Source organism: Corynebacterium sp. CCUG 61414, assembly GCF_024453945.1.
GTDB classification, from domain to species: domain Bacteria; phylum Actinomycetota; class Actinomycetes; order Mycobacteriales; family Mycobacteriaceae; genus Corynebacterium; species Corynebacterium pseudogenitalium.
Window position 1 is genome coordinate 96,205 of sequence record NZ_JAGPYU010000004.1, and the last position, 24,207, is coordinate 120,411.

Sequence of the window (24,207 nt, forward strand, 5' to 3'; positions counted from 1 at the left end):
TTGTACCACGGGTACGAATGCTTATCGGCAGATGGTGTTTATGACCACGTAATGAAATGGATAGCAGAAAGAGAGAAGTAGTGAAAGAAGAGCTGTGCGTTATTCCTTACTCGTACAAGTATCCATCGCCTCTAAGTAAGAAGCAGAATCGTTTCACTTGGCGCCTACTCACGGAAATCGAGGGGAGCCATTTCGACGAAAAGTTAGCTCAATATGTTATTGCGAAATTTGCTGAGCAGAATATAGAGTGTCGAATTGTTATAGCGCGTCGAAACTATCCTGATCAGAACAGATCAGAGTGGACCGAATGGGTTGAAGTGAACGGAAATTATGCATGTTCCAACGCTACCGTACTGGAGTATTACACCCCTGTATTTGAAGTTTTCCTAGAGGCATAACTGGCACTTCACATCCAACGATCCGTCGAGAGTAAAAAGCAATGACAAACCCGGCATACACGAAGCTTTTCTTCGTCGCATATATGTAATGGCAGCCGCCTGCCCGCAGATTGTTCGGGTCCTGGGTTTGAATTCACACTCCACCCAATTTAGGCGCAGAACAGGCGCATTAGGCGTACGGGTTGTGATCCGCCTTTGCTTTCGCCAGAAACGTCGGCCTGTCGCTGTTGCGACCGGCTATTTGGTAGCAGTGTCGTGACTATCCGGTAGCGCTTCAGTGAGTTTCTGGTAGCAGCTCAGGGCGCTCGGGATGATACTTCCGGTAGCCGCACCACTCGGATGCGGCGTGTACTGGAAGGAGTCCGCTTATGACGGATTACCGTGCGGTGATGACGCTGCTGATAAAGAAGCGTTCTTACCGCCAGATTGAAGACCAGCTCGGGTGCTCGCATCGCGCGATTTCCCGGGCGAACCAAGCGCTGCGAAGCCTTGGCTTGACCACTGTTGAGCAGGTCGCTGCGCTGACGAATGACGAGCTGGACGAGATATTCGTTGATAAACGCACCAGCGGGCAAGGCGAATTCGTCCCGATTGACTTTGACACGGTCGTCAAAGCATGCACAGGGCGTACGAAGCAAACGCTGCAAGTATTGTGGGCTCGCTACACCACCACTGCCGCCCAGCCGGGCTAGCGCCATTACAGCTACGACCGATTCCGCCAGCTGGTTGCCTCCTGTCAGATGCGGCAGAAACTAGCGGCGATCTCTTCCGAGGTGAACGCGAAAATTTTGCTGAAATGGCTCTGCACTCACTTCAACTACCCCTCCCCCGACATCCCGGATTTAAAGGTCCAATTTGGAGTTGCCAGCACCAGTAGTAAACTTTCCGGGTAAACCGGATTCGTAAGAAGAGAAGATCAAATCACAGTACTTCCGCTTGTATACGAATTAGTTTTGCGGTGTTCGAAATCGTTACGGGCTACCAGTATCGGCATAAGAGCCCTTAATTCATCGTATGCTCGACTTGAACGGTAGTCATCTACAACATTTCCGCCGATACCTTTAGGGTCGTCACTTTCGATTACAATTACGCCGGCTTTTTCTCGCCCCACCTGAAGACGCAAAGCGGCCAAGCTTCGCGCTCTCAAGCGGAACTGTTTTGCAACTTCCGTAGGAATGGAGTGACGTTCGCTCACCTCGTCAACCCACTGATCTTTCTGGGCCGGTAGGTCAGTCTCGACGCCCCAACCAGTTTCCCACGCACGACTAATGAGTCCCTGGTCATCCGGATAGGACTTTCTCCCAAAATCTCGAAATCGGGGGTTCGTCGAGCGTCTTCCCAGCGGAATAAAAACTCGGTCCGTAGGGTCATGCGCGTAAATAGTGATCCGCACGCATTTACCACTCGAAAGCTTGGTGTTTCCGCCCGAAGTTAATCCTAACTCTTCGGTAAGCTCTTCTAATAGGTCGTCAAGCCGACGATCTAGTGTGGCTAAAACTTTTTGGGCTAGCTCGAGCTGCTCGTCTCGCTCTATTAGAGTCTTTTCTCGTCGTCCCTCAAGATACATTCCCCAAACAGCCAGACCCATCGCAGTGCAAATCAGGGTCGCGTCTGTACGAATCGCGAACTGCTCGGGCAGGAATCCAAAAGTCTCGTGCAGCCTGGAATTCCCCACCATAACGGTGAACCACGCTGGGACTTGGGCCCCAACCATTACAACACGAGGAAGATATTCTGATATCCGATCGATGCGTCTAGCAATCGATAACACGCGATCTGACGACATTGCTAAGCAGGGGCGAGAAGGTTAGTGCCGGTAGAGAGATCGTCCTGCTGAAGTTCGGGAATCAACTGCGTTAGTAAGCCGAATATTTCCGAGGTTGCACCTGCAGCTTCGGCAAATTTCTTAACCCGAAGATACAAATGCAATTCCAGATTGCCAGTTCTGGAATCGACACAAACGTCACCTTCAATCAGCGCAGAATGGGACACCTCCGCGAGGGCTCTTCCAAACTGATTCGCCAGACTGACGCTGTCTATTGAAGGATCGACGATGATGACCACTGACGACTTAACAGTTTTCACCGTTTCAACGGCATTCCACTTCCGCTTCTTCACTAGTCCACCTCCAAACGTTCCCCCTTATCTTAACCCACCCACACGAGACAATAATGAAGTGTCCTGGGTTTAGTTCCTACCTCAGGAGGTAAGGAAGGATTAGGCACTATGCCCAGAAAGTATGCCGTTGAGTTCAAGGAGAAGGCGATCCATCAGATCATCGAAATGGTCCGCCTAGAGTCTTGCTCACTGCAACGCGCCTACACGGAGGTCGGTGAGCTGCTTGGAGTATCCCACCACACGTTGCGGGCTTGGTACCGTGACAGCGCTTCAGTACGAGATAAATCTGATGCGCCAGGCGGCGAAACAATAGAAGAAGAACTCAAGCGTCTGCGCCGAGAAAACCGCGAACTGAAACGAGCAAACGGGATTCTCAAAACTGCTTCGGCTTTTTTCGCAGCGGAACTCGACCGACCCACGACCAAATGATCTCCTACATCGACGCGTACAAAGATCAATTTGGGGTCGAGGCCATCTGCCGAGTTCTAAAACAGGCAGATCGTGGATTTATCACCTCCCGCGGCTACCGAAAAGCCACCACGCGTGTTCCCAGCGCAAGGGCCTTAAGCGATAGCTTGCTCATCCCAGAGATACAGCGTGTGTATGCGGAGAATTTCTCGGTCTACGGCATCCGCAAAATGTGGCACGCGATGAACCGTGAAGGCTTTCATATCGGTCGTGACAAGACTGCACGTCTGATGAAACTCGCAGGTGTTTCCGACCGCAGACGCGGGCGAACTCCGGCCACAGCGATCAGCCCGAAGACACCGGATCATCGCCCGGACCTTGTTAGCCGAAACTTCCGTGCGCAGGCACCAGGCAGGCTTTGGGTTGCCGACATTACCTACGTTCGCACCCTGTCAGGATTCGCCTATACCGCGTTTGTCGTGGATGTATTCAGCCGAAAAATTGTTGGTGTCGCTACACGCTCGACAATGCGCACCGACGCGCTGCCGATGGAGGCATTGGAACATGCGTTAACGACTGCAGGACGAATCCATGGAAACCAGCTCATTCACCACAACGATCGGGGCAGCCAGTACGTGTCACTGAAGTATTCCACCGCACTAGCTGAATCCGGAATCCGCCCGAGTGTCGGAACAGTCGGCGACTCCTACGCCACGCATTGGCGGAGACAGTCAACGGTCTCTACAAAGCTGAACTTATCCACGCCCAAGGCCCGTGGACGTCGGTCGGAGAAGTCGAACTGGCCACCTTGCGGTGGGTGCATTGGTGGAACACTAAGCGCCTTCACGAAGCATTGGACTACGCCACCCCACAAGAAATAGAAACCGAGTACTATCTCACCCAGCCCATCAACGCGGGGCCGTAAAAGAAGCGGAACTAAACCCAGGACGCTTCAAACAAACCGCATCCGACACCGCTACCGGATACTCACTTAGGCGCTACCAGATACTCACCAGATACTCACCACACCGCTACCATTTCAATCTTCTGAACACCTGTCGCATCAACCGACAGTTTATTCACGAACGATATTGGTACGGCACGGCCCTCGTGCCATCACGTGCAATCAAGCGTGTGTCGATTCGAGGTAGTTGGCACACCGTATGTCCGCGTAGTCGGTACCAGGGGTTCCACGTACCTGGTACCGCAGCGTTGTTTTCTTCCAACGTGATGATCTCAGTGTTAGGACCACGGATTTAGTAACACTGTGGTGAGTATCCAGTAACGCCCGGGTGAGTATCGGGTAACACCCGGGCGTTGACTATGAGCCGCTACTGCGTATTGGCTTCGAGTCGCATGTTCGGACCTTCCAGCGTGATAATCTCAGCGCCAACGACAAGCCGATTCAAAATCGACTCGGCGATGACAGCATCCGGGATGGACTTGTACCACTCATCGGGCGTGAACTGGGAGGTGACAATCGTTGACCCGCGGTGTTCACGCTCAGCAAGAATATTGAGCAGTTGGTGTGCTGTGGCAGCATCAATCGGCGTTGTTAAGAAGTCATCAAGCACGAGTACGTCTGCCAGGTGGAGATCTTCAACGAAACTCCATGCGCGCGGTGTATTCATCATGGCATAGCACCATCAGTTGGTTGGCCAGGGTGTCTGTGCGGAAGAAACACACAGAGTAGTCGGCCGATCAGAAAAATTTCTACCACGACTTGCCCAATTTTGATTGGATCACTGTGATTGCCAAACTGAGTCTTGAGGTCGCGCCGAAGCGCGCGATGAGGTGAGAGACATGCTTTTTTACCGTCGCTTCGGAATACTTCATTGCGGAAGCTATTTCAGCATTAGATAGCCCCTGGCATATGCAATGTAGAATGCGCGCCTCTACCTTAGTTAGGTCCTCATAGGCTGAAAAGAAGTCCACTCGGTGGGCTGCTGGGGGTGTGGAAACTTTGTCAGGGATGTAATCAACGAGTCTGCTCAGGGCCTGTGGAGATACCGTGATTCCGCCAGTGGTTGCGTCTCGAACTGCGGAAATAATTGCCTGTGGTCGTGAACTCTTAAGAACATAACCAGCACCACCACCGGCCAACACTCTGAGCATTGTCTCGTCACTGTCAAGTGCAGTGATCGCCACGAATGGAGGCGGGTCCGTTCGTCGTTGAACCTCGCTCAACAACGTCACCCCGTCCATCTCCGGCATGTGAATATCGGCCAGAATGATATCGAGAGGGACGTTGTCGAGCACGGTGAGAGCCTCGACTCCATTGTGCGCTTCTGCCACAACGCGGATGTCTTTAGTAGTGGCGAAATACTGTCGGAATGAGGATAAGACCCGTGGGTCATCATCAACGAGAAGAACCTTCATTTGCGCAGTATGTTCGCTCATTTCTTGTAGCTCATTTGCACCATGGCAGGGCTGGATGATGTTTACAGGAGAAGATATCGGTAATAGTGCCGAGGATCGCAACAGCGTTATTTTCCATGTGGGACTCTTGAGGCTGGGAAATTTGCGGCGTTACGGAGACTTGTTCAGCCACCGCCGAGGGGGCGATTAGCAAGGTCACGATTAATGCTGCTGTGAGGGGAGCAATGGAGCGAGGTCGATGGAAAGGTATCATTCTCTGTCCTCTTTCTGCATCTAGGGGGCATCTCTGGGCTATCTCATTATCTCGCATCAAGTAGCCTCCGCTGCCCACAAGCGAAGGTTATAGACGAAAGTGACCACCGTTCTGGGGGTGTCATTGTTTCTGCTGAGGGATCCGTAACTCGGTATTCCATCGGGTGGAGCTTGAGACTGTCCGCATGTCGCCTCCGATACCTTCGGCTAGCTGTGAAATAGCCGGAAGACCCAGTCCGGTGGTTAAATCCGATGCCGGTTTTCTGCTGCCAACAGTATTGATGAAGCTGATGGTGACATAGCCGTCGTGGTCCTCCACAGTGAGTGTCACTGTAGAACCGGGATTTGCGTACTTGATGATGTTGGTGGCCACTTCTTTCAGTACCTCTCGGAGTACGACAAGGCCATCTGAGTTAAGGGAAAGGACCCGGAAAGAGCCCCTTGTTTCCACGGTAAAACCATGTGCTTTTAGAAAGCTGACTATCTGATAAAACTGGTCGGCGGCAGATGATTCCAAACCGCTCGAGCAGGATGGGGAGTCGCTGCTAAGAATACGCAGTAGACTCCGCACCTCTTTCATGGAATCGCGCGCCTGCTCTGCGATTGCGGCAAGTTCCGCCTGGGTTTCAGCAGCAAAACCTTGCTGCAGACTAAGCGTTTCTGCACGCATCACCACTGAGGTCAACGACGCTGCTACAGAGTCATGCAATGCTCTTGCTAACGATGTTCGGCGAGCTCGGATGTCATTATCCCACTGCTCCATCAAGTCTCTTCTCTGAATGATGACGCGGTAAAGGATGTGACCGAGAAGAACTGCAGCTGCAAGGAATAACGCCCAGACGGTAGATGCCAGCAGATCAGGAGGAAACAGGACCCCTTCTGAAGGGTTGACTGAACCTGAGTACCAAATCAGGGTACTTCCGGCTGCCGCCGCTACTGTGTGGCCACGGTAGGCAACAACTGCAGCGACAAGCGGAGCAAAGAAGGTAAAGGCCGTGGCTCGGATATCTGGCTGTGCCGATAAAAGAAGAAATAGAACGAGATATCCGGCCCAGGTAGGGAGCGGGAAACGAGGTACTGCAATGAGACATAAGAGATTCAATGCAGTCGCTGGAATCGTCCAGGGATTGGTAAAAGTACCAGGTTGCAGGAAAAAGTTAACTGCCACCGCCAGGATCCCTACGAGTCCAGTCCAGTAGGGGAGAGGCAAGGGCTTCAGCTTGGACCATATTTTTATCAATGATGCTGGCTTCATATTTACCCCATACTCCTGAAGCTTCTTCTGACTGTCAGCAATCTTAACTGTATGTGATTCTGAAGCTACAAAACGTAATTCCCTCTTACTTGTTTTCAGGCAGATACGACGACTCTTCTCCTGCAAAAGCACCTGTTTAAGCGCTCGGTTAAAGACCGTCGGACTTCTAGGCGCGTAATCCCCGGAAAAGTTTCTTGTAAATTAGTACAAGCTCGCCGACACTCTCAACCAGCATACTGAGGTGAAGTGTCCTAGGTTTTATCCTGTTTGATTAGACAGAAAAATCTGGAGTATGCCAAGATGATTTGACCAGGACGCAAAGGACCGTACGGCCCGCCTTATCGATGCTCGTATCTTGGTGGGCCGGAGACTATCCTCATGAGGATGCGTGCATGATCGTGGCATCGAAAACGCGAGGTTGCTCCGTGAAAATCAAGCGCTCCGCGATACTAATGAGACACTAGGGCTGCCTCACCTTTCCACGTCGGAAATAATCCAGTTCATCGATGAATACCGAATTCGTTTCTCTGTCGAGTTCATCTGTGAGACGTTGAAAGATAGCCAAGCTAGTGGGTGCGTCATATCGCGTGGTTATCGCCAGGCCAAGGCCTGCGGTTAAAGTGCTCGGCGCCATTGTGATGTTTTACTCGTTGAACGCATTAGTGCTATTCATCGGGCCCGGTGTCGGTGTGCGGAAATGCGGCATGCTCTTCACCGTGACGGAATCGATATCGATCGTGAGCAAACTGCACGGTTGATGCGACAGGCCGACGTTTCTGGCAAAAGCAAAAGCAGATCACAATCCGTAAGCCTGATGCGCCTCCTCTTCGCCAGAACTGGGTGGAGCGTGAATTCAAACCCAGGACCCGAACAATCTGTGGGTGGCTGACATTACGTATGCACGACGAAGAAAAGCTCGTGTATGTCGCGTTTGCCATTGGCGTTTATTCTCGACGGATCGTTGGATAGGCGCTATCAGATTCCATGCACACCGAAGTTTTACCGCTGCAAGCTCAGCCAGACGATCGCGTCTGCTGAAGAAACAACAGGTCTCAGTCACCACCCGGATCACGGGTCGCAGTATCTGGGCGTTGTCTACAACGAGCGACTCGCCCAGCACAGGTTCGCTGCTTCCACCGGAACTGTTGGTGACACCTATGACAATTGACAATGCTCTTGCTGTAATTGTGAACAGTTCCTACAAGAACGAGCTGATCCATACTCGCAGGTGAAATGATGCTGTCGAGGGAAATCGCGATGTTCGAATGGGCGTCATTGCGGAACGAGACAAAGCTCCACCAAAGCTTGAGATACCGGAACCTGGTCGAGGTGGAAACCGAATTTTGGAAGCAGATCCCTCCACTGGCAATAGAAATTAAGGCAAAACCTAGGAACAAAACCCGGTGCACTTCTGTCGCAGAGTATGCGCTCAAGAATCAACGCCCTGCTGCTAACACCACGCAAAGCAAAGCTCTGAACAGGCAATCGGCAGATTGCACAGCGACTGAATTACGCGGAAATCACTATCACAAAGAAAGTATCGGCCCTACTGCGTACCCACCGAATGCAGAGCAAAGCGGAGCTGGCAGCTCTGGCGAGTAAGTTCACATAAGTAAAGGCCCGCCACACGGCGGGCCTTTCATCTCAGCGGATTACTTACGCCAGAAGCTTACTTGGCGGCGTTGACGCGCTCCTCGAGCTTGTCCAGCTGCTCGAAGATTTCCTTCGGAACGCGGTCGCCGAGTCCAGCGAAGTACTCGCGGGCATCTGCGACGTCGCCCTCCCACAGCTTCGGATCTGGGTAGAGGGCTTCCTTGACGTCCTCGATTGGCTCGTCGAGGCCCTCCAGGTCCAGGTCTTCCGCGCGGGCGGTGTAGCCGACCACGGTCTCGTCTGCGCCGACGCGGCCTTCGATGCGGTCCACGATCCACTTCAATACGCGGGAGTTCTCGCCGAAGCCTGGCCACAGGTAGCGGCCGTCCTCGCCGCGGCGGAACCAGTTCACCAGGAAGATCGCCGGCATGCGGTCGCCGCCTTCGCGGCCCATGTCGATCCAGTGCTGGAAGTAGTCACCGACGTTGTAGCCGATGAACGGCAGCATGGCCATTGGGTCGTGGCGCAGGGAGCCGACCTTCGCCTCTGCGGAGGCTGCGGTCTGGCCGGAGGACAGCATCGCGCCGATCATGGTGCCGTGCTCCCAGTCGTGCGCCTGGGTGACCAGTGGCACGGTGTCTGGGCGGCGTCCGCCGAAGAGGATGGCGTCGACCTTGACGCCCTTCCAGTCGTCGTACTCCGGTGCGGCGGTTGGGCACTGTGCGATTGGGGTGCAGTAGCGGGAGTTCGGGTGGGCGGCCTTCTCGCCGGACTCCGGGGTCCAGTCGTTGCCGTGCCAGTCCACGAGGTGCGCTGGGGCGTCGCCGTCCATGCCTTCCCACCAGACGTCGCCGTCGTCGGTGAGGCCGACGTTGGTGAACAGGGTGTTGCCCGGCTCCATCGTCTTCATGGCGATTGGGTTGGACTTGTAGTTCGTACCAGGTGCGACGCCGAAGAAGCCGTTTTCTGGGTTGACGGCGTAGAGGCCGTCCTCACGCAGGTGCATCCAGGCGATGTCGTCGCCGACAACCTCGGAGGTCCAGCCCTCGAGCGACGGGGTGAGCATTGCCAGGTTGGTCTTGCCACATGCGGACGGGAATGCGCCGGTGATGTGGTAGACCTTGCCCTCTGGGGAGGTGAGCTTCAGGATGAGCATGTGCTCAGCCATCCAGCCCTCTTCCTTCGCCATGACGGATGCGATACGCAGGGCGAAGCACTTCTTCGCCAGGATTGCGTTGCCGCCGTAGCCGGAGCCGTAGGACCAGATTTCCTTGGTCTCTGGGAACTGGGAGATGTACTTCGTCTCATTGCATGGCCATGCGACGTCTTCCTGGCCTGGCTCGAGCGGTGCGCCGACGGAGTGGAGGCACGGTACGAACTTGTCGCCCTCAATCTTGTCCAGTGCCTCCTGGCCCATGCGGGTCATCACACGCATGGACATGACCACGTATGCGGAGTCGGTGAGCTGAACGCCCAGCTTCGGGTCTGGGTCGCTGATTGGGCCCATGCAGAACGGCACAACGTACATGGTGCGGCCCTTCATGGAGCCGCTGAAGTGCTCGCGCATTTCAGCCTTGAGCTCGGCTGGGTCACGCCAGTTGTTGGTTGGGCCTGCGCCGTCCTCGTCTTCGGTGGCGATGAAGGTGCGAGACTCAACACGTGCGACGTCGGAAGGGTTCGAACGTGCAAGGAAGGAGTTCGGGCGCTTCTCCTCGTTGAGCTTGATCAGCGTGCCCTTCTCCACCAGCTCGGCTGCGAGGCGGTCCCACTCTTCCTGGGATCCGTCCGCGAAAACCACCTTGTCCGGGTCAAAGAGGTCGACAGCGTCGTTGATCCAAGCAATGAGCTGCTCATTGTCGGTTGGTACGTTGCCTTCGATGCGCTTCACGGCAGTGGTCATAATCTCTCCTGGTCAAAATAGACAAACCTCTAGGTCCTAAGCCTATCGAAATCACGGTTACGCTGGTCTGCCTCCAGCTTTTCGACGCCCACCCCGGTCATAACCAGTGACATACTTCATAGAAACGACCAAGAGTGAGCATGTAAATGTGCCCCAAAAAGGGGTGTGCCCGAACGGTGGAGCGTCGATAAATATTGGCCGTACGCAGCGAAAACAACATTCTTTCACCGTGCAAACCCGTAAATAAACGTGACCGGACCCACATTCACCCCATTCCGGGGGCAATTGGGGGAATTGCATTTCAATCCACCGTGTGGACAATGAACACGATGAACATGTCTGAGAATTCACGCCCTGGCATGGGCGAACTGCCCCACGGGCGGCCCCCGCAAACTGAATTTGATACCGGCCTGGACTACCCGCGCCTCGGCTCGGTGACGTTCCGCCGCGGCACGCTGACGGACAACCAGGAGGCGCTCTTCGAGGAGCACTGGCCGCGCCTGGGGCAGATGCTCAGCGATACCCCCATCGACGTCGACGAGTGGTTCGGCCGCACGGGCCACCCGACGATCCTCGAAATCGGCTCAGGCACCGGCACCTCCACCGCGGCGATGGCACCGCTGGAGGCGGACACCAACGTGATTGCCGTCGAGCTGTACAAGCCGGGCCTGGCGAAGCTGCTCGGATCCGTGGTGCGTGGCGAGATCGAGAACATCCGCATGGTGCGCGGCGACGGCGTCGAGGTCCTGGCCCGCATGTTCGGCGAGGAAAGCCTCGACGGCGTGCGCATCTTCTTCCCCGACCCGTGGCCGAAGGCCCGCCACCACAAGCGCCGCATTATCCAGTCGGGCACGCTGAACCTCATCGCGACGCGCCTGAAGAAAGGCGGTGTGCTGCACGTGGCCACTGACCACGCTGGTTACGCCGAGTGGATCGACGAGCTCGTGAACGTGGAACCCATGCTGGAATACAAGGGTTGGCCATGGCCGGAGGCGCCGTTGCTGACAGACCGTCAGGTCATCACTAAATTCGAGGGGAAAGGGTTGGAAAAAGACCACACGATCCGCGAATACCTCTGGGAGAAGAAGTAAACCATGCAGGACCTGCAGGACAAGACGCACCCCTACACGCCAGGGGCCGAACCCGGCCCAGAAACCTACCTGCTCGTCTGGGACGCGCCGAACCTTGACATGGGGCTCGGCGCGATCCTCGGCGGGCGGCCCTCCGGGTCGCAGCGGCCGCGTTTCGACGCCCTCGGCCACTGGCTGATCGGGCTCGCGGCGAAGGCCTCGCAGGAGACCGGCTCCACCATCGAGCCGGAAGCCACCGTGTTTACCAACGTCGCCGCCCACAACGCAGAATCGGTCCGCCCGTGGGTGGACGCGCTGCGCAACGTGGGTTTCGCGGTCTTCGCAAAGCCGAAGACTGCTGAGGATTCGGACGTCGATCAGGACATGCTCACCCACATCCGCCGCCGCCTCGACGAGGGCGTGCTGCGCGGCGTCGTCGTCGCGTCGGCCGACGGCCAGAACTTCCAGGAGCCGCTCGAGCAGCTCGCGGAAGACGGCCTGCCCGTGACCGTCATCGGGTTTCACGAGCACGCCGCGTGGGCCGTCGACTCCCCACTGCTACGCTTCGTCGACCTCGAGGACATCCCGAACGTCTTCCTGGAGCCGCTGCCGCGCATCAACCTGGAATCCCTGCCGGACGGCGGCGCATGGCTGCAGCCGTTCCGCCCACTGACCTCGTTGCTGCACAACACCAAGGAAAAGTAGGAGCTGGCCGTGTTTTACAGGTGGGGACATTTCGCGTACCGGCAGCGCAAGGTGCTGCCGATTGTGGTCATCGCGGTGATCGTGGTGCTGCAGGTGCTCTTCGGCTCCAAGCTGGGCGAGCGCCTCTCGCAGGAAGGCTGGGAGGACCCGCGCGCGGACTCCACCACGGCCGCCACCATCGAGAACGACACGTTTGGCCGCGACAACGCCGGTGATGTCATCCTGCTCGTCCGCGCCCCACAAGGCGTGGCCGATCCCGCCGTGTTCAACGAGGCCAACCGACAAATCGAGGCCTTAAAAACCCAGTTCCCGGACCAGATCGACCACATCACCAGCTATTTCTCCGCGCCGAATCAGCAGCAGATCACCGAGGACGGCACGGCCGCCTTCGCCGCGATCGGCCTGGCCGGCGACGGCGAACAGACGCTGAAAGACTTCCGCACCATCCAACCCGCGCTCAACGACATCACGTTGCCCGGCGACGCCACCGTGCAGATCGCCGGCGCCACCGCCGTCGCCGACGCGCTGGACACCGGCATGGCCAACGACATCGCCCGCGCCGAAAAAGTCGGCCTGGTGTTCGTAGCCATCATCCTGCTGTTCGTCTTCGGTGGCGTGGTCGCCGCGGCAATGCCGCTGATCGTCGGCATCCTGTCCATCATCGGCTCCCTGTCGCTGCTGTCCATCCTGGCGCAGTTCCAGCAGGTCAACATCTTTTCCCAGTCGATTATTACGCTGCTCGGCCTGGGCCTGGCCATCGACTACGGCCTGTTCATGGTCTCCCGCTTCCGCGAAGAACTCGACCGCGGCGTCAGCACCGAGGAGGCCGTCGCCGCCACCACAACCACCGCCGGCAAGACCGTGTTCTTCTCCGCGCTGATGGTCGGGGTGGCGCTGTCCGGCCTGCTCATGTTCCCGCAGGCCTTCCTCAAGTCCGTGGCCTACGGCGCAATTAGCGCTGTGATGCTCGCCGCGGTCATCTCCGTGACCATGCTGCCGGCGCTGTTCGGCATGCTGGGGCCGAACATCGATAAGTGGTCGGTGCGGCGGACGTCGCGGAAGGGGCGTCGAATAGAAGACACCGTGTGGTACCGGCTGCCGGCGTGGGCGATGCGCAACTCCAAGAAAGTCGTCGTCGGCGCGACAGGCGCGCTGCTGCTGCTCACCGTGCCGATGGTCGGCATCACCTTCGGCGGCATCAACGAAAGCTACCTGCCACCCAACCAGGAAACGCGGCAGGCGCAGGACGCCTTCAACGAGGAGTTCCCGGCGTTTCGCACCGACCCGATCAAGCTCGTGGTCACCAACGCGACCAACGAGCAACTCGTGGACGTGGTCCTGCAGTCCCGCGAAGTCACCGGCCTAGCCAAGCCACTGTCCCCGTCCCAGGCGACGAAGGACGGCACCACGGTGCTCTCCGCACCGCTGGCGGACCGCAACGGCGGCCAGGCAGTCGTGGACCAGCTGCGCGCCATCGAGGCGCCAGCAGGCGTCGGCGTCTACATCGCGGGCACCCCTGCCATGGAGGTCGAATCCATCGAAGCACTCCTGGAGCGGCTGCCGTGGATGGCGCTCTACATGGTGCTGGCCACGTTCCTGCTGATGGCGCTACTGTTCGGGTCGCTGATCCTGCCGGCGAAGGCCGTCATCATGAACGTGCTCGGCATCGGCGCCACCCTCGGGTTCCTCACGCTCGTCTTCGTTGACGGCGTCGGCTCCGACCTGCTCAACTTCACCCCGGGCCCGCTGATGAGCCCGGTGCTGGTGCTCATCATCGCGATCCTCTACGGCCTGTCCACCGACTACGAAGTCTTCCTCGTCTCCCGCATGGTCGAGGCCCGCCACAACCGCGCCACCACCGACCAATCCATCAAGTACGGCACGGCGCACACCGGCGGCATCATCACCGCGGCCGCCGCCATCATGATCGTGGTCGCCGCCGCCTTCGCCATGAGCGACATCGTCATGATGAAGTACATCGCCTTCGGCATGATCGTGTCCCTGGCCCTCGACGCCACCATCATCCGCCTACTCATCGTGCCCTCCGTCATGCACCTGCTACGCGAGGACAACTGGTGGGCACCACGCTGGGTCAAACGCGCCTACCGTAGCCTCGGCGAAGGCTCCAGCTCCGTCCCACTTATCGACGCCCCCTCCGACCCCACCCACACCCCCGTCGACGAGGCGATCGCCCTCGACCCATCCCCCGCCCGCGCAGGCCGGACCGTCAACGAGGACTCCGAGCTTGTCCCCTTCACCGAACTGATGCAGGAACTCGAGGCCCGCCGGGCACTCGAGCAGCTGAAGAAGCGTGAACTTGAACGCTAAGTGGCTGCGCTGGACAGCACCCGTCGTCATCCTGATTGTCGGCCTGGTGCTGTTTCGCGACCGCCTCCCCTTCCTCGGCGAAGCCTGGACCACGCTGCGCCGCGCCCACCCGCTGCCGCTGGTCGGGGCCGTCGCCACCGCGTTCGGCGCCATCGCCGCCATGGCCGCCGTGATGCTGGTGCTCCTCAACATCGAGGGGCGCATCGCCGACCTGCGCGGTTGCATGAACATCACGCTCGCCTCCAACGCCTGGTCCACCACCGTCCCCGGTGGCCCGGCGCTCTCCGCGTGGCTGACGTTCCGCGTCCACCAGTCCCGGGGTGCGACCACCGGCCTGTGTGCCTGGTTCTTCGTCGTCTCCGGCGCCTTATCGACAGTCTGGATGACCCTCATCGGCATCAGCGCCGTCGTCTTCATGGGCGCGAAACTGTCCGTGTGGGCCCTGGCCGGATCGTTGCTGGGCACCGCCGCCGTGGTCGGCGGCCTCTACTGGGCCACCCGCAACCCCGCCGTGCTGAAACGCTGGCTACGCTTCCTGCCCGCCCGCGTCGCCACCAAAGCCAGCGGCGTCGTCGACCAAGTCGCCGCCATCCAAATGTCACGCCGCCGCTTCACCGCAGCCGCCGCATTCTCCCTGCTCAACCAGGTCCTCGACCTGGCCGTGCTCTACTTCTGCGCCTGGTCCGTCCTGGGCGCTGCCCCAGGTTTCGACCCCGGCCTCAACCAAACCTCCGCGATGGGCATCACCCTCGCGTTCATCATGACCAAACTCGCCGGCGCCGCCCAAGTCACGCCCGGCGGCGTGGGCACCGTGGAGGCCATCCTCGCCGGCTCCCTGGTCACCGTCGGCCTCACCCTTGTCGACGCCACCGCCGTCACCGTCCTCTACCGACTCATCTCCTTCGCCCTCATCACCGCCATCGGCTGGGTCGTCCACACGGCGGAGTACGCCGGGCGCGGCTACATGCTGGGCAAGGCGTGAGGTTGGTCCCATCGCCGCCGAAACCTAAATGGGAGTAACAGGATTGTAGTATTCCCCTTTTCGTATATATTTTCGAGGATTACTACAATCCTATTGCTACACTTTGCAGATTAGGCCGCGCCGTCCGGCCACAACCGCAAATCTGTTCACAAATTCGCTAAGCGGGTTTTGCGGCACCGACCAGCGACCTACCAGCGCAACCAGGCACCGGGTTAGACTGTCAGGCATGATCAAAAAACCGTACGCAATTGCTGCTGACTACGTTGCCATCGCCGCGTTCGCGCTGCTCGCGCGCATCGCGCACCAGACCGAAGAGATGCCGCTGAACTTCTTCGGCTGGTTGGAAACCTTCCTGCCGTTCGCGACTGGGCTGGGGCTGGCGTGGCTGGCCACCCGCAAGGATAAGGGGTGGCTGATCTGGCTCATCACGATCGTGGTCGGACTGATCATCTGGGGCTTCTACCGCCACAAGTTGCCGCATTACTCGTTCGTGATCGTGGCGAGCAGCATGTCGGCGCTGCTCATGCTGGGATGGCGCGGTGCAGCGAAACTGATTCTGAAGCGGCGTTAGCTCGACAGCCAACCCATGTTGGCGAGGAAGTCGCCGCCCTGGAGGGCGTAGATCATCCACACGAGGTGGTTGATGATGTCTCCGGCGATGTCGAGTGCAGAGGAAAGCATGAAATTCTTCTCCTTTGAATTTTAGAGGGGACTGATGGTGTGCTTCTTCGGCAGGTCTTGCTCTTGTTTGGTGGCAAGTTGGCGAAGGGCGCGTCGTAACGAGATGCGGGTTTGGGACGGCTCGATCATTGAGTCGATGAACCCGCGTTCGGCGGCGACGTATGGGGAGGTCATGGTTTCGTCGTAGAAGTCCATGAACATCTTCTTCATCGCCTCGCGCTGGACGGGGTCCTCGATGGCGGCGAGCTGCTTGCCCTGGATCATCACGACCGCGGCGGAGGAGCCCATGACGGCGATCTGCGCGGTCGGCCAGGCGAGGTTGATGTCGCCGGTGAGGTTCTTGGACCCCATGACGGCGTAGGCGCCGCCGTACGCCTTGCGCACGATGAGGGTGACCTTCGGCACGGTGGCCTCCACGACGGCGAACGCCAGCTTGGCGCCGCGGTGGATGAGGCCCTCGCGCTCCTGGTCGACGCCGGGCAGGTAGCCGGGCGTGTCCACGACGAAGACGAGGGGGATGTTGTAGGCGTCGCAGGTGCGGATGAAGCGCGCGCCCTTGTCGGCGGCGTCGGCGTCGATGCATCCGGCCTGGTACATGGGGTTGTTGGCGACGAAGCCGACGGTGCGGCCGTCGATACGGCCGAAGGCGCAGATGAGGTTCTCGGCGTAGCCTGCCTGGATTTCGACGAGGTCCTCGTCGTCGCCGAGTTGCACGAGGAGGTCCATCATGTCGTAGCCGGCGTTGGTGTCGTCGGGCATGAAGGTGTCGAGGGCGGAGTCGTCGAGGTCTTCGTCTTCGGGGGCCCATTCGACGGGGGCTGGGTCGAAGGTGGACGTCGGCAGGTGAGCGAGGAGGTCGCGGACGTAGTCGAAGGCTTCTTCCTCGGAGCCGACGACGGCCTGGATGTTGCCGGACTGCTCCTGCACGCGGGCGCCACCGAGTTCGGCGGAGGTGATGTCTTCGCCGGTGACTTCGCGGATGACGTTGGGGCCGGTGACGTACATTTCGGACTGGCCGTCGACGGCGACGACGAAGTCGGTGGTCACTGGCGCGTAGACGGCGCCGCCGGCGGATTTGCCCAGCATGATGGAGATCTGCGGGCTACGGCCGGATAGCGGGAGCTGGCGACGGGCGATCTCGGAGTACATGGCCAGGGACGTCACGGCGTCTTGGATGCGGGCGCCGCCGGAGTCCTGGATGCCGATGACGGGGCAGCCAATCTTGATGGCGAACTCCATGACCTCGACGACCTTGCGGCCGAAGGTCACGCCGACGGAACCGCCGTAGACGGTTTTGTCGTGGGCGTAGACGGCGACGGGGCGGCCGTCAACACGCCCGTAGCCGGTGACGACACCGTCGGAGTAGACGGCTTTCTCGTCGCCGGGTGTGCGGGCCAGGGCGCCGATCTCAACGAAGGAGCCTTCGTCGAGCAGCGCGGCGATGCGCTGGCGCGGGGTGGTGTTTCCGGCGTCGTCGCGGCGCTTCCGCGAGCGCTCAGAACCGGGGTCCTGCGCTTTCTCTAGACGTGCACGCAGGTCAGCGAGCTTTTCTGCGCTAGTTGCCATTATCAATCCATTCGTTCATGTACTTGCCCACGATGCCAACCGCGGGCTCGTCAACTACTGCCAAATGGTCGCCCGGCAGGTGGACGATCGTCAAATCCTTCACGATAGCGCCCCAGCCACCGTCCTCGTCAATGTGGGCGTAGGCCGGCTCCAGGGTAATGGCGCCGTCGTGCATGCGCTCGGCGCGGAACAGCAGCACCGGCACCTGCACGTCTGCCCAGCGGGCGAAGTCGAGGCGGTTGAGGATCTGGTTATCGACGAAGGACGCGCGCTGGTGCTCCAGCACACCGGCGGCGAGACCGTGCTCGGAGGCGTCGGTGGTGGCCAGGAACTCGGCCAGCATGTTGAGCACCGCGTCCTCCCCTGCCGTCTCCAGCAGGTCGAAGGGCACCGGGAAGTCCAGCCCGTAGGTGTCCTTGGCAAACTTGGCGTAGCGCTCCCAACGCGCCTTGGTCTCCTCCGGGGTGTCGGGGGCTGGCTCGGACGGCTGGGTGGTGTCCAGCAGCGCGATGTACGCGATGCGGTCGTTGCCCAGCTGGTGCGCCACTTCGTAGGCGAGTGCGCCACCGAAGGACCAGCCCGCGAGCACGACCTTGCCCTCGGGCGCGATGCGGTTGATGTCTTCCACGTAGGCCGCGGCGCGCTCTTCGAGGGTGCCCTCGAGACGCTCGACGCCGTACACCGCGACGTCGTCTGCTAATCGACGAGCCAACGGCTGGTACACCGCACTGGACCCACCGGCCGGGTGGAACACGAACACTGGCGGCTTGGTGGTGTGCTCTGGCTGCTGCAGCACCCGGATGTTGCCCTCGACCTCGGTTTCGAGGCCCTCGCGCACGATGTCGGCGAGCGGCTCGAGCGTTTCCGCGTCCTTGACCTGCTCCGCGGTCACGGTGATGCCGGAACGCTCGCTCAGGTGGTTGGCGATGGCTTCGGCCTGCGCGTCGTCGATGGCGGGCAGCTCGGAGGTCACGCCCGCGGCGGCGGTGCCGGTGAACTTGGCCCACGCGCCGAAGACCATGCGCTCGGAGGCGTCGCGGGGTGCGACGCCGACGCCCTGGGCGCCCTCAGGCTTCTCGGCGGGCTCGGCGGCAGCAGCATCGGCGGGCTCAGCGGGCTCGGCGGCAGCCTCAGCGGCCTCCGACTGCACCCCGGCGACCGCGTCCTCGACGATGCGGATGACGTCGGCGACGGAGGCGTCGCGAAGCGTTTGTACTGGCAGTGGCGGGATCTGGAAGTCGTTTTCCACGCGGTTCTTGATGCGCATGCCCATCAGCGAGTCCAGGCCGAGGTCGATGAGCGGTAGCTCGTCGGGGAGGTCCTCGGCGTCGTAGCCCATGGACTCGGACACGATGGAGCGCAGGCGCTGGGCGACGGACTCGCCGGAGTTCGGGTCCCAGCGGATGGCGTCGACGTCGGCGAGCTCGTCGGCGACGGGCGCGGCGTCACCAGCAACGTCAACCGCCGCGGCCGGAGCAGCGGTCGTTGAGTCTTCCTCAACAGCACCGCCAAGGTCGAGCGCGGTGGCGAAGCCTTCCGCCAGCAGGGTGTCCTCGTGGAACACCTTCACGCTCACCCCGCCGAGCGAGGTCGCCGCGATCGTGGTTACGTCGCCCTCTGCAGGCAGTACGTCGTGGTCCTCGTATGCCACCACCCGGGAGCCGGGCAGAACTTCGGCGGCGACGGCGTCGATAATCTGGTGCGGGCTAAACAGCGTGTCCGCGGCGGTCGAGTACGCGACCTGACCCTCCGGCAGGCGCACCTTCGCGCCGAGCAGCGAGGTGTGCGCGGACGCGGGGCGCGCATCGGTCCAGAATTCGGAGCGCTTGAACTGGGTCAGCGGGGCGTCGATACGCGGGCCGCGCCCGTAGAACGCGGTGAAGTCGACGGCGGTGCCGGTGACGTACAGCTTCGCGGCGAGGTCCAGGATGGACTCCACTTCGTCGACCTTGCGCTTGCAGGTAAACAGCAGCTGCGCGTCGGGCTTGCCCGAGGCGAACGCGGTGTTCATCAGGCCCATGATCGCGACCGGGTTCGGCGCGACCTCCACGAGCGTGGTGTAGCCCTCGGCGAACGCGGTCTCGGTGGCCTGCTGGATGTAGACCGGCTGGCGCGTCATGCGCAGGAAGTATTCGTCGGTGTGCACGACCTGGCCCGGCTGGTACACAACGCGCTCGTCGACGCTGCTCAGCAGCGGGATCCGCAGCGGGTGCGCCTCAATGCCGGCGATCTGGGCAGCCAAATCGCCCAATATCGGGTCGAGCGCACTCGTGTGCCCGGCGCCGCGCACGCGCATCAGTCGCGCGAACTTACCTTCCTCTTCCAGCTTTTCGACGAGCCCCTTCACCGCACCGACGGGGCCGCCGACGGTGAGCATGCCGGGCCCGGCGAACACGGCCGCTTCAACACCCGTGCCCTCCAATTGATCGGCGCTCAATTCGACGACGGCCATAGCACCCTCGGCGTCGGTGTCGGCGGTGAGCGCTTCGCCCTCACCCATCAGTCGAGCGCGGTGGCACGCGATCACCATCGCGTCCTTCGCGCTGATGCCGCCGGAGGCGTAGCCCGCGGCGATCTCACCCATGGACATGCCCATCACTGCTGCCGGGCGGATTCCGGCGGCGTCGAGCATGTCGGTCAGCGCGATCTGGTAGGCGGTCACCGCGACCTGGCCGGTCTCGGTGTCGTAGGTCAGCCCGTCGTCCTCGATGATTTCGATGATGGACCAGCCGGCCTCGAACTGGACGATGGAGTCCAGCTCACGCATCCGCTGCGCAAACAGCGGCGAGGATGCCATGAGCTGCTTCGCCATCTTGCGGTGCTGGGAGCCGAAGCCGGAGTACACAAACACCGGGCCGAGTGCGTTCGGCGAATCCGCCACGGCGATCCCGGGACCGATTTTGCCCTCGGCGACCTGGCGCAGCCTCTTTACTGCCTCCTCGGTCGTGGCGGCAGTGACTACCGCGGCGGAACGGCCGTGGTTACGCAGCGCCAACGAACGCGCAAGAGGAATAAGGTCGGCGTCCGGGCGTCCCTCGAGCGCGTCGGCCAGCTCGGCTGCCGCGGACTTGCGCCGCGAGGTCAACAGGCCACTGACGGGCAGGACGGCCGCTGATACACCGGTGAGCGCCTCGGGGCACTGCGGCGCTGCCTCGTAGTCTGCGGGATCGAACTCCTTGACCACGACGTGCGCGTTCGTGCCGCCGAAGCCGAAGCCGGAGACACCCGCCACGCGACGGCCGGAGTACTGCGGCCACTCGCGCGGGTCCTCGACGACCTCGAGGTTGTTGGCGTCGAAGTCGACGTAGCGGTTCGGGCCCGCGAAGTTCGCCATGGCCGGGATCGTGTCGTGCTGCAGGGCCTGGACGACCTTGATCAGCGCGGCCACGCCCGCGGCGGACTCCGAGTGGCCGATATTCGACTTCGCCGAGCCGAGCAGCAGCGGCTGGCCAGCCTCGCGTCCGGCACCGCAGACCTGGCCCAGCGCGGTGGCCTCAATCGGGTCGCCGAGGATGGTGCCGGTGCCGTGGGCCTCCACGAGGTCGACGGTGCGCGGGTCCACGCCCGCGTCGGCGTACGCCTGTTGCAGCACATCCACCTGGGCCTCCGGGTTCGGGGCGGTCAGGCCGTTGGAGTGGCCGTCCGAATTGGTGGCGCTGCCCTTGATCACGGCGAGGATGTCGTCGCCGTCGGCGATGGCGTCCTCCACGCGCTTGAGCACGATGAACCCGGCCGCTTCCGAGCGGACGATGCCGTCCGCGTCATCAGAGAATGCGTGGATCTTCCCGGAGGGCGAAATCACGCCCAGCTCCGAGAACATCAGGGAAGCAAACGGGTTGGCCAGGATGTTCACGCCGCCGGCGAGGGCGACGTCGGCTTCGCCCTCGCGAAGGGCGCGCACCGCGTGGTGCACCGACACCAGCGAGGAAGAGCAGGCCGTGTCCACGTTCATGGACGGGCCACGGAAGTCGAAGGCGTAGGAGATCCGGTTCGGGATCACCGCGCTGGACGCGCCGGTCAGCGCGTACGGGTGCGCCTGCGCCGGGTCAGCGCCCATGAGCATGCCGTAGTCGTTATTCGAGGAACCGACGAACACGCCCACGCGCTGCCCACGCAGCGAGTCGGCGGGGATGTGGGCGTCCTCAAGCGCCTCCCAGGCGACCTCCAGCATGATGCGCTGCTGCGGATCGATATTCTTCGCCTCCAGCGGGGACAGGCCAAAGAACTCGTTGTCGAAGGCGGCGATGTCGTCGAGGTAACCGCCGTCGGTGGCTTCCTCGCGCATCTTGGTGCGCAGGAACGGGTCCGAGTTGTACTCGGACCAGCGGCCCTCCGGCAGCGGGCCGGTCGTGACCTCGCCTGCGGCGAGCAGCTCCCAGTACTCGTCCACGTTATTCGCGCCCGGGAACCGCCCGGCCGTGCCGACGATGGCGATGTCGTGACCCTTCGCCTCCACGTCGCGGCCGGTGGCGACGACGTTCGACGCCGCCGGGGCGTCAGCGGTCAGCGCGTGGGCCAAGGCAGCGATCGTCGGGTACTGGTAGGCCACGGTGGGGTCAATGCGTCGGCCCAGTAGCTTCTCCAGTTCCCCGGAGAGAACCACTGCGTCGCGGGACGAAAGTCCGTAGGACTCAAACGGGGTGGTCGCGTCAACGCTTTCCACACCCGTCGTCTCCGCAACCCACTGCTGCAGCCACTGGTTCAATGCATTCTCACTCATAGCATCCAACCCTATCGGTCGTGCCTTTCTTTTCGTTATCAGCCTTGGTAGTTCTTCGCGTTGACTTGGCGCGCAATTTTGCCCGAGGATGAACGCGCGATTTCGCCCGGCGCGTAGAAGCGGATGTCCGCCGGCGCCAGTCCGTGCTTCGCGGTCACGGCGGAGCGGATCGCGGCGATGGCGTCGGCGTCGCCGTCCGGGGTGGCGGTGTCCGCACGCTCTACCAGCAGCACCAGCTTTTCGACGTCCTCCCCCGGCACCGCAAACGCAGCCACCGAGTCCTTGCGCACATGCTCACTGGCCTCCATGACGGTGGCCTCGATGTCCTGCGGGTAGTGGTTGCGTCCTGCAACCACGATGAGGTCCTTGACGCGGCCGGTGATGTAGAGGTGGCCGTCGAGAAGCGTGCCCAGGTCCCCTGCTGCTAGCCAGCCGTCCTTCGGCAACCCTTCTTGGCGGGTGGCGCCGATGGTGTTGCCGAAGGTGTCGGCGGAGTCGCGCTCGCGGTCCTGGTAGCCGAGGGCGATGTTCGGGCCGTGGGCCCACAGCTCGCCGATGGTGCCCGGCGCGACCTCGTCGTGGGTCTGCGGGTCGACAACGGCGAAGTGCATCCAGGACACCGGCTGGCCGTTGGAGGCCATCGCTACGCCGTCTTCGGCTTCCACTGCCTCTACCGCAAGCCCCTCGGTGAGCTTGTCGCGGTCGAGGGTGACGAACTTGGGGCGGTCCGGGGTCTGCGGGGTAGAAACGAGCAGGGTCGCCTCCGCGAGCCCGTAGGAGGGGCGCAGCGCCTTGCGGTCCAGGTTGAAGCCCTCGTAGGCCGCAATGAAGCTGTCGACGCTCGTCTTGGTCACCGGCTCCGAGCCGATGATGAGCGCCTCCAGGACGGACAGGTCCAGGTCCTGCGGCGCGTGCTCGACAGCACGTGCGCACAGCTCGAGCGCGAAGTTGGGCGCCGCGGTGAAGACGTGGATGTCCTCCGGGTCGCTCTCGCAGCGGCCGAGGCGTTCCACCCAGCGCATCGGCTGCTGGATGAAGTCACGCGGGGTGAATAGCTCGAACTCGCTGCCAAGGATGATCAGCATCATCGAGATGATGATGCCCATGTCGTGGTGCAGTGGCAGCCAGCACGGCACGCGCATCGGCTGTTGCAGCTTCGCGGCCGTGTAGATCTGGATGACGTTGGACACGATGGACTCGTTGGTGAGCATCACCCCGGCCGGGTTGCGGGTGGAGCCGGAGGTGTACTGCAGGAAGGACACATGGTCCGACGTATCGACGGTCCCCTCCGCCTGCCCAGCCACCCAGCCGGCAGCGAGCGTGTCCGGCAGTGCGTCGACCGCGATGATGCGCGGGCGTTCCTTGCCCGGCAGCTCCGCGAAGAAAGCGCGCACTGCTGGCGCGCCCTGCTTGTTGGTGAGCACCACGTTGGCCTCGGCGTCGGCGAGGACGGCGCGCAGGTGGCCTTCGTGGCCTGGCTCGGTCGGGTCGTAGAGCGGCACAGGGACCTGGCCGGCGTACATGGCGCCCATGAAGCCGAAGATGTACTCGGGGCAGTTGCCGGCCAGGATGGCCACGCGGTCCCCCGGTTTGCCGATCTGTTGCAGGCGCGCAGCCACGGACTTGATACGTGCGTTGACTTCGGCGCGCGTGAACGTGCGCAGCGCCCCGTCTGGGTCCGCGGAGTAGTCCCACGAGCGGATGTTGATGGTGTCTGTCGCACCGGCCTGGGCTGCCGCCCCGTAGAGCATCTCGGTCAGGGCCGGGATGGTGAAGTTCGGCGGGAGTTTGATCTGGCCGGTTTCGTCGATAAACCGCTGAATCAGTGCTTGGAGATCCATGGGCACTCCTT

General features: G+C 61.1%; 15 protein-coding genes and 1 pseudogene. 8 read left to right on the top strand and 8 right to left on the bottom strand.

Going from position 1 to position 24,207, the window contains the following annotated elements; translation table 11 throughout:
- Nucleotides 1–766: 766 nt before the first annotated feature.
- The gene (locus KBX14_RS05135) at nt 767–1,090 is read left to right on the top strand and encodes a hypothetical protein (RefSeq protein ID WP_256008321.1); all 324 of its coding nucleotides are present in this window, start codon (nt 767–769) and stop codon (nt 1,088–1,090) included.
- A gap of 1,096 nt (nt 1,091–2,186) precedes the next feature.
- Here the strand turns inward: KBX14_RS05135 and KBX14_RS05140 are convergent.
- On the bottom strand, nt 2,187–2,516 hold the full coding sequence (locus KBX14_RS05140; RefSeq protein WP_256008319.1) for a hypothetical protein: 330 nt from the start codon (nt 2,514–2,516) through the stop codon (nt 2,187–2,189).
- Nucleotides 2,517–2,624: 108 nt separating this feature from the next.
- Between KBX14_RS05140 and KBX14_RS05145 the strand changes: the two are divergent.
- Nucleotides 2,625–3,849, top strand: a pseudogene (locus KBX14_RS05145) (IS3 family transposase).
- Between the two features lie 406 nt (nt 3,850–4,255).
- On the opposite strand, the gene KBX14_RS05150 reads toward KBX14_RS05145, so the two are convergent.
- The 3 genes from KBX14_RS05150 to KBX14_RS05160 form a co-directional block, all read right to left on the bottom strand.
- Entirely contained in the window at nt 4,256–4,558 is a 303-nt protein-coding gene (locus tag KBX14_RS05150) for an ATP-binding protein (protein ID WP_256008318.1), read from the bottom strand.
- Between the two features lie 79 nt (nt 4,559–4,637).
- Nucleotides 4,638–5,324 (bottom strand): response regulator transcription factor, encoded by a 687-nt coding sequence (locus KBX14_RS05155; protein ID WP_256008317.1) that lies wholly within the window; start codon nt 5,322–5,324, stop codon nt 4,638–4,640.
- Between the two features lie 352 nt (nt 5,325–5,676).
- Nucleotides 5,677–6,936 (bottom strand): sensor histidine kinase, encoded by a 1,260-nt coding sequence (locus KBX14_RS05160; protein ID WP_256008316.1) that lies wholly within the window; start codon nt 6,934–6,936, stop codon nt 5,677–5,679.
- Between the two features lie 796 nt (nt 6,937–7,732).
- On the opposite strand from KBX14_RS05160, the gene KBX14_RS05165 reads away from it, so the two are divergent.
- On the top strand, nt 7,733–7,978 hold the full coding sequence (locus KBX14_RS05165; RefSeq protein WP_256041982.1) for a hypothetical protein: 246 nt from the start codon (nt 7,733–7,735) through the stop codon (nt 7,976–7,978).
- Between the two features lie 501 nt (nt 7,979–8,479).
- Here KBX14_RS05165 and KBX14_RS05170 read toward each other — a convergent pair.
- Nucleotides 8,480–10,303, bottom strand: a complete 1,824-nt coding sequence (locus KBX14_RS05170; RefSeq protein ID WP_083290995.1) for a phosphoenolpyruvate carboxykinase (GTP) — start codon at nt 10,301–10,303, stop codon at nt 8,480–8,482.
- 329 nt (nt 10,304–10,632) lie between these two features.
- On the opposite strand from KBX14_RS05170, the gene trmB reads away from it, so the two are divergent.
- The 5 genes from trmB (at nt 10,633) to KBX14_RS05195 (ending at nt 15,959) form a co-directional block, all read left to right on the top strand.
- Nucleotides 10,633–11,394 carry a tRNA (guanosine(46)-N7)-methyltransferase TrmB gene (gene trmB / locus KBX14_RS05175; protein WP_256021419.1) on the top strand — a complete coding sequence of 254 codons (762 nt, stop codon included), beginning with the start codon at nt 10,633–10,635 and terminating at the stop codon, nt 11,392–11,394.
- Nucleotides 11,395–11,397: 3 nt separating this feature from the next.
- The gene (locus KBX14_RS05180; protein ID WP_256021346.1) at nt 11,398–12,078 is read left to right on the top strand and encodes an NYN domain-containing protein; all 681 of its coding nucleotides are present in this window, start codon (nt 11,398–11,400) and stop codon (nt 12,076–12,078) included.
- Between the two features lie 9 nt (nt 12,079–12,087).
- On the top strand, nt 12,088–14,406 hold the full coding sequence (locus KBX14_RS05185) for an MMPL family transporter (RefSeq protein ID WP_256041983.1): 2,319 nt from the start codon (nt 12,088–12,090) through the stop codon (nt 14,404–14,406).
- Nucleotides 14,390–15,388: a lysylphosphatidylglycerol synthase transmembrane domain-containing protein gene (locus KBX14_RS05190; protein WP_256041984.1), complete on the top strand. Its 999-nt coding sequence runs from the start codon at nt 14,390–14,392 to the stop codon at nt 15,386–15,388. Before KBX14_RS05185 ends, KBX14_RS05190 begins: the two co-directional genes overlap by 17 nt.
- Before the next feature lie 226 nt (nt 15,389–15,614).
- A complete protein-coding gene (locus KBX14_RS05195) occupies nt 15,615–15,959 on the top strand; it encodes a DUF3054 domain-containing protein (protein ID WP_071565725.1) in 345 nt (114 codons plus the stop codon).
- Nucleotides 15,960–16,090: 131 nt separating this feature from the next.
- Here KBX14_RS05195 and KBX14_RS05200 read toward each other — a convergent pair whose 3' ends face one another.
- The 3 genes from KBX14_RS05200 to KBX14_RS05210 are packed head-to-tail and all read right to left on the bottom strand — an operon-like array spanning nt 16,091 to nt 24,196.
- Entirely contained in the window at nt 16,091–17,635 is a 1,545-nt protein-coding gene (locus KBX14_RS05200; RefSeq protein WP_256041985.1) for an acyl-CoA carboxylase subunit beta, read from the bottom strand.
- A complete protein-coding gene (locus KBX14_RS05205; RefSeq protein WP_256041986.1) occupies nt 17,625–22,355 on the bottom strand; it encodes a type I polyketide synthase in 4,731 nt (1,576 codons plus the stop codon). Before KBX14_RS05205 ends, KBX14_RS05200 begins: the two co-directional genes overlap by 11 nt.
- Nucleotides 22,356–22,393: 38 nt before the next feature.
- Nucleotides 22,394–24,196, bottom strand: a complete 1,803-nt coding sequence (locus tag KBX14_RS05210; protein ID WP_256041987.1) for a FadD32-like long-chain-fatty-acid--AMP ligase — start codon at nt 24,194–24,196, stop codon at nt 22,394–22,396.
- Nucleotides 24,197–24,207: the final 11 nt, after the last annotated feature.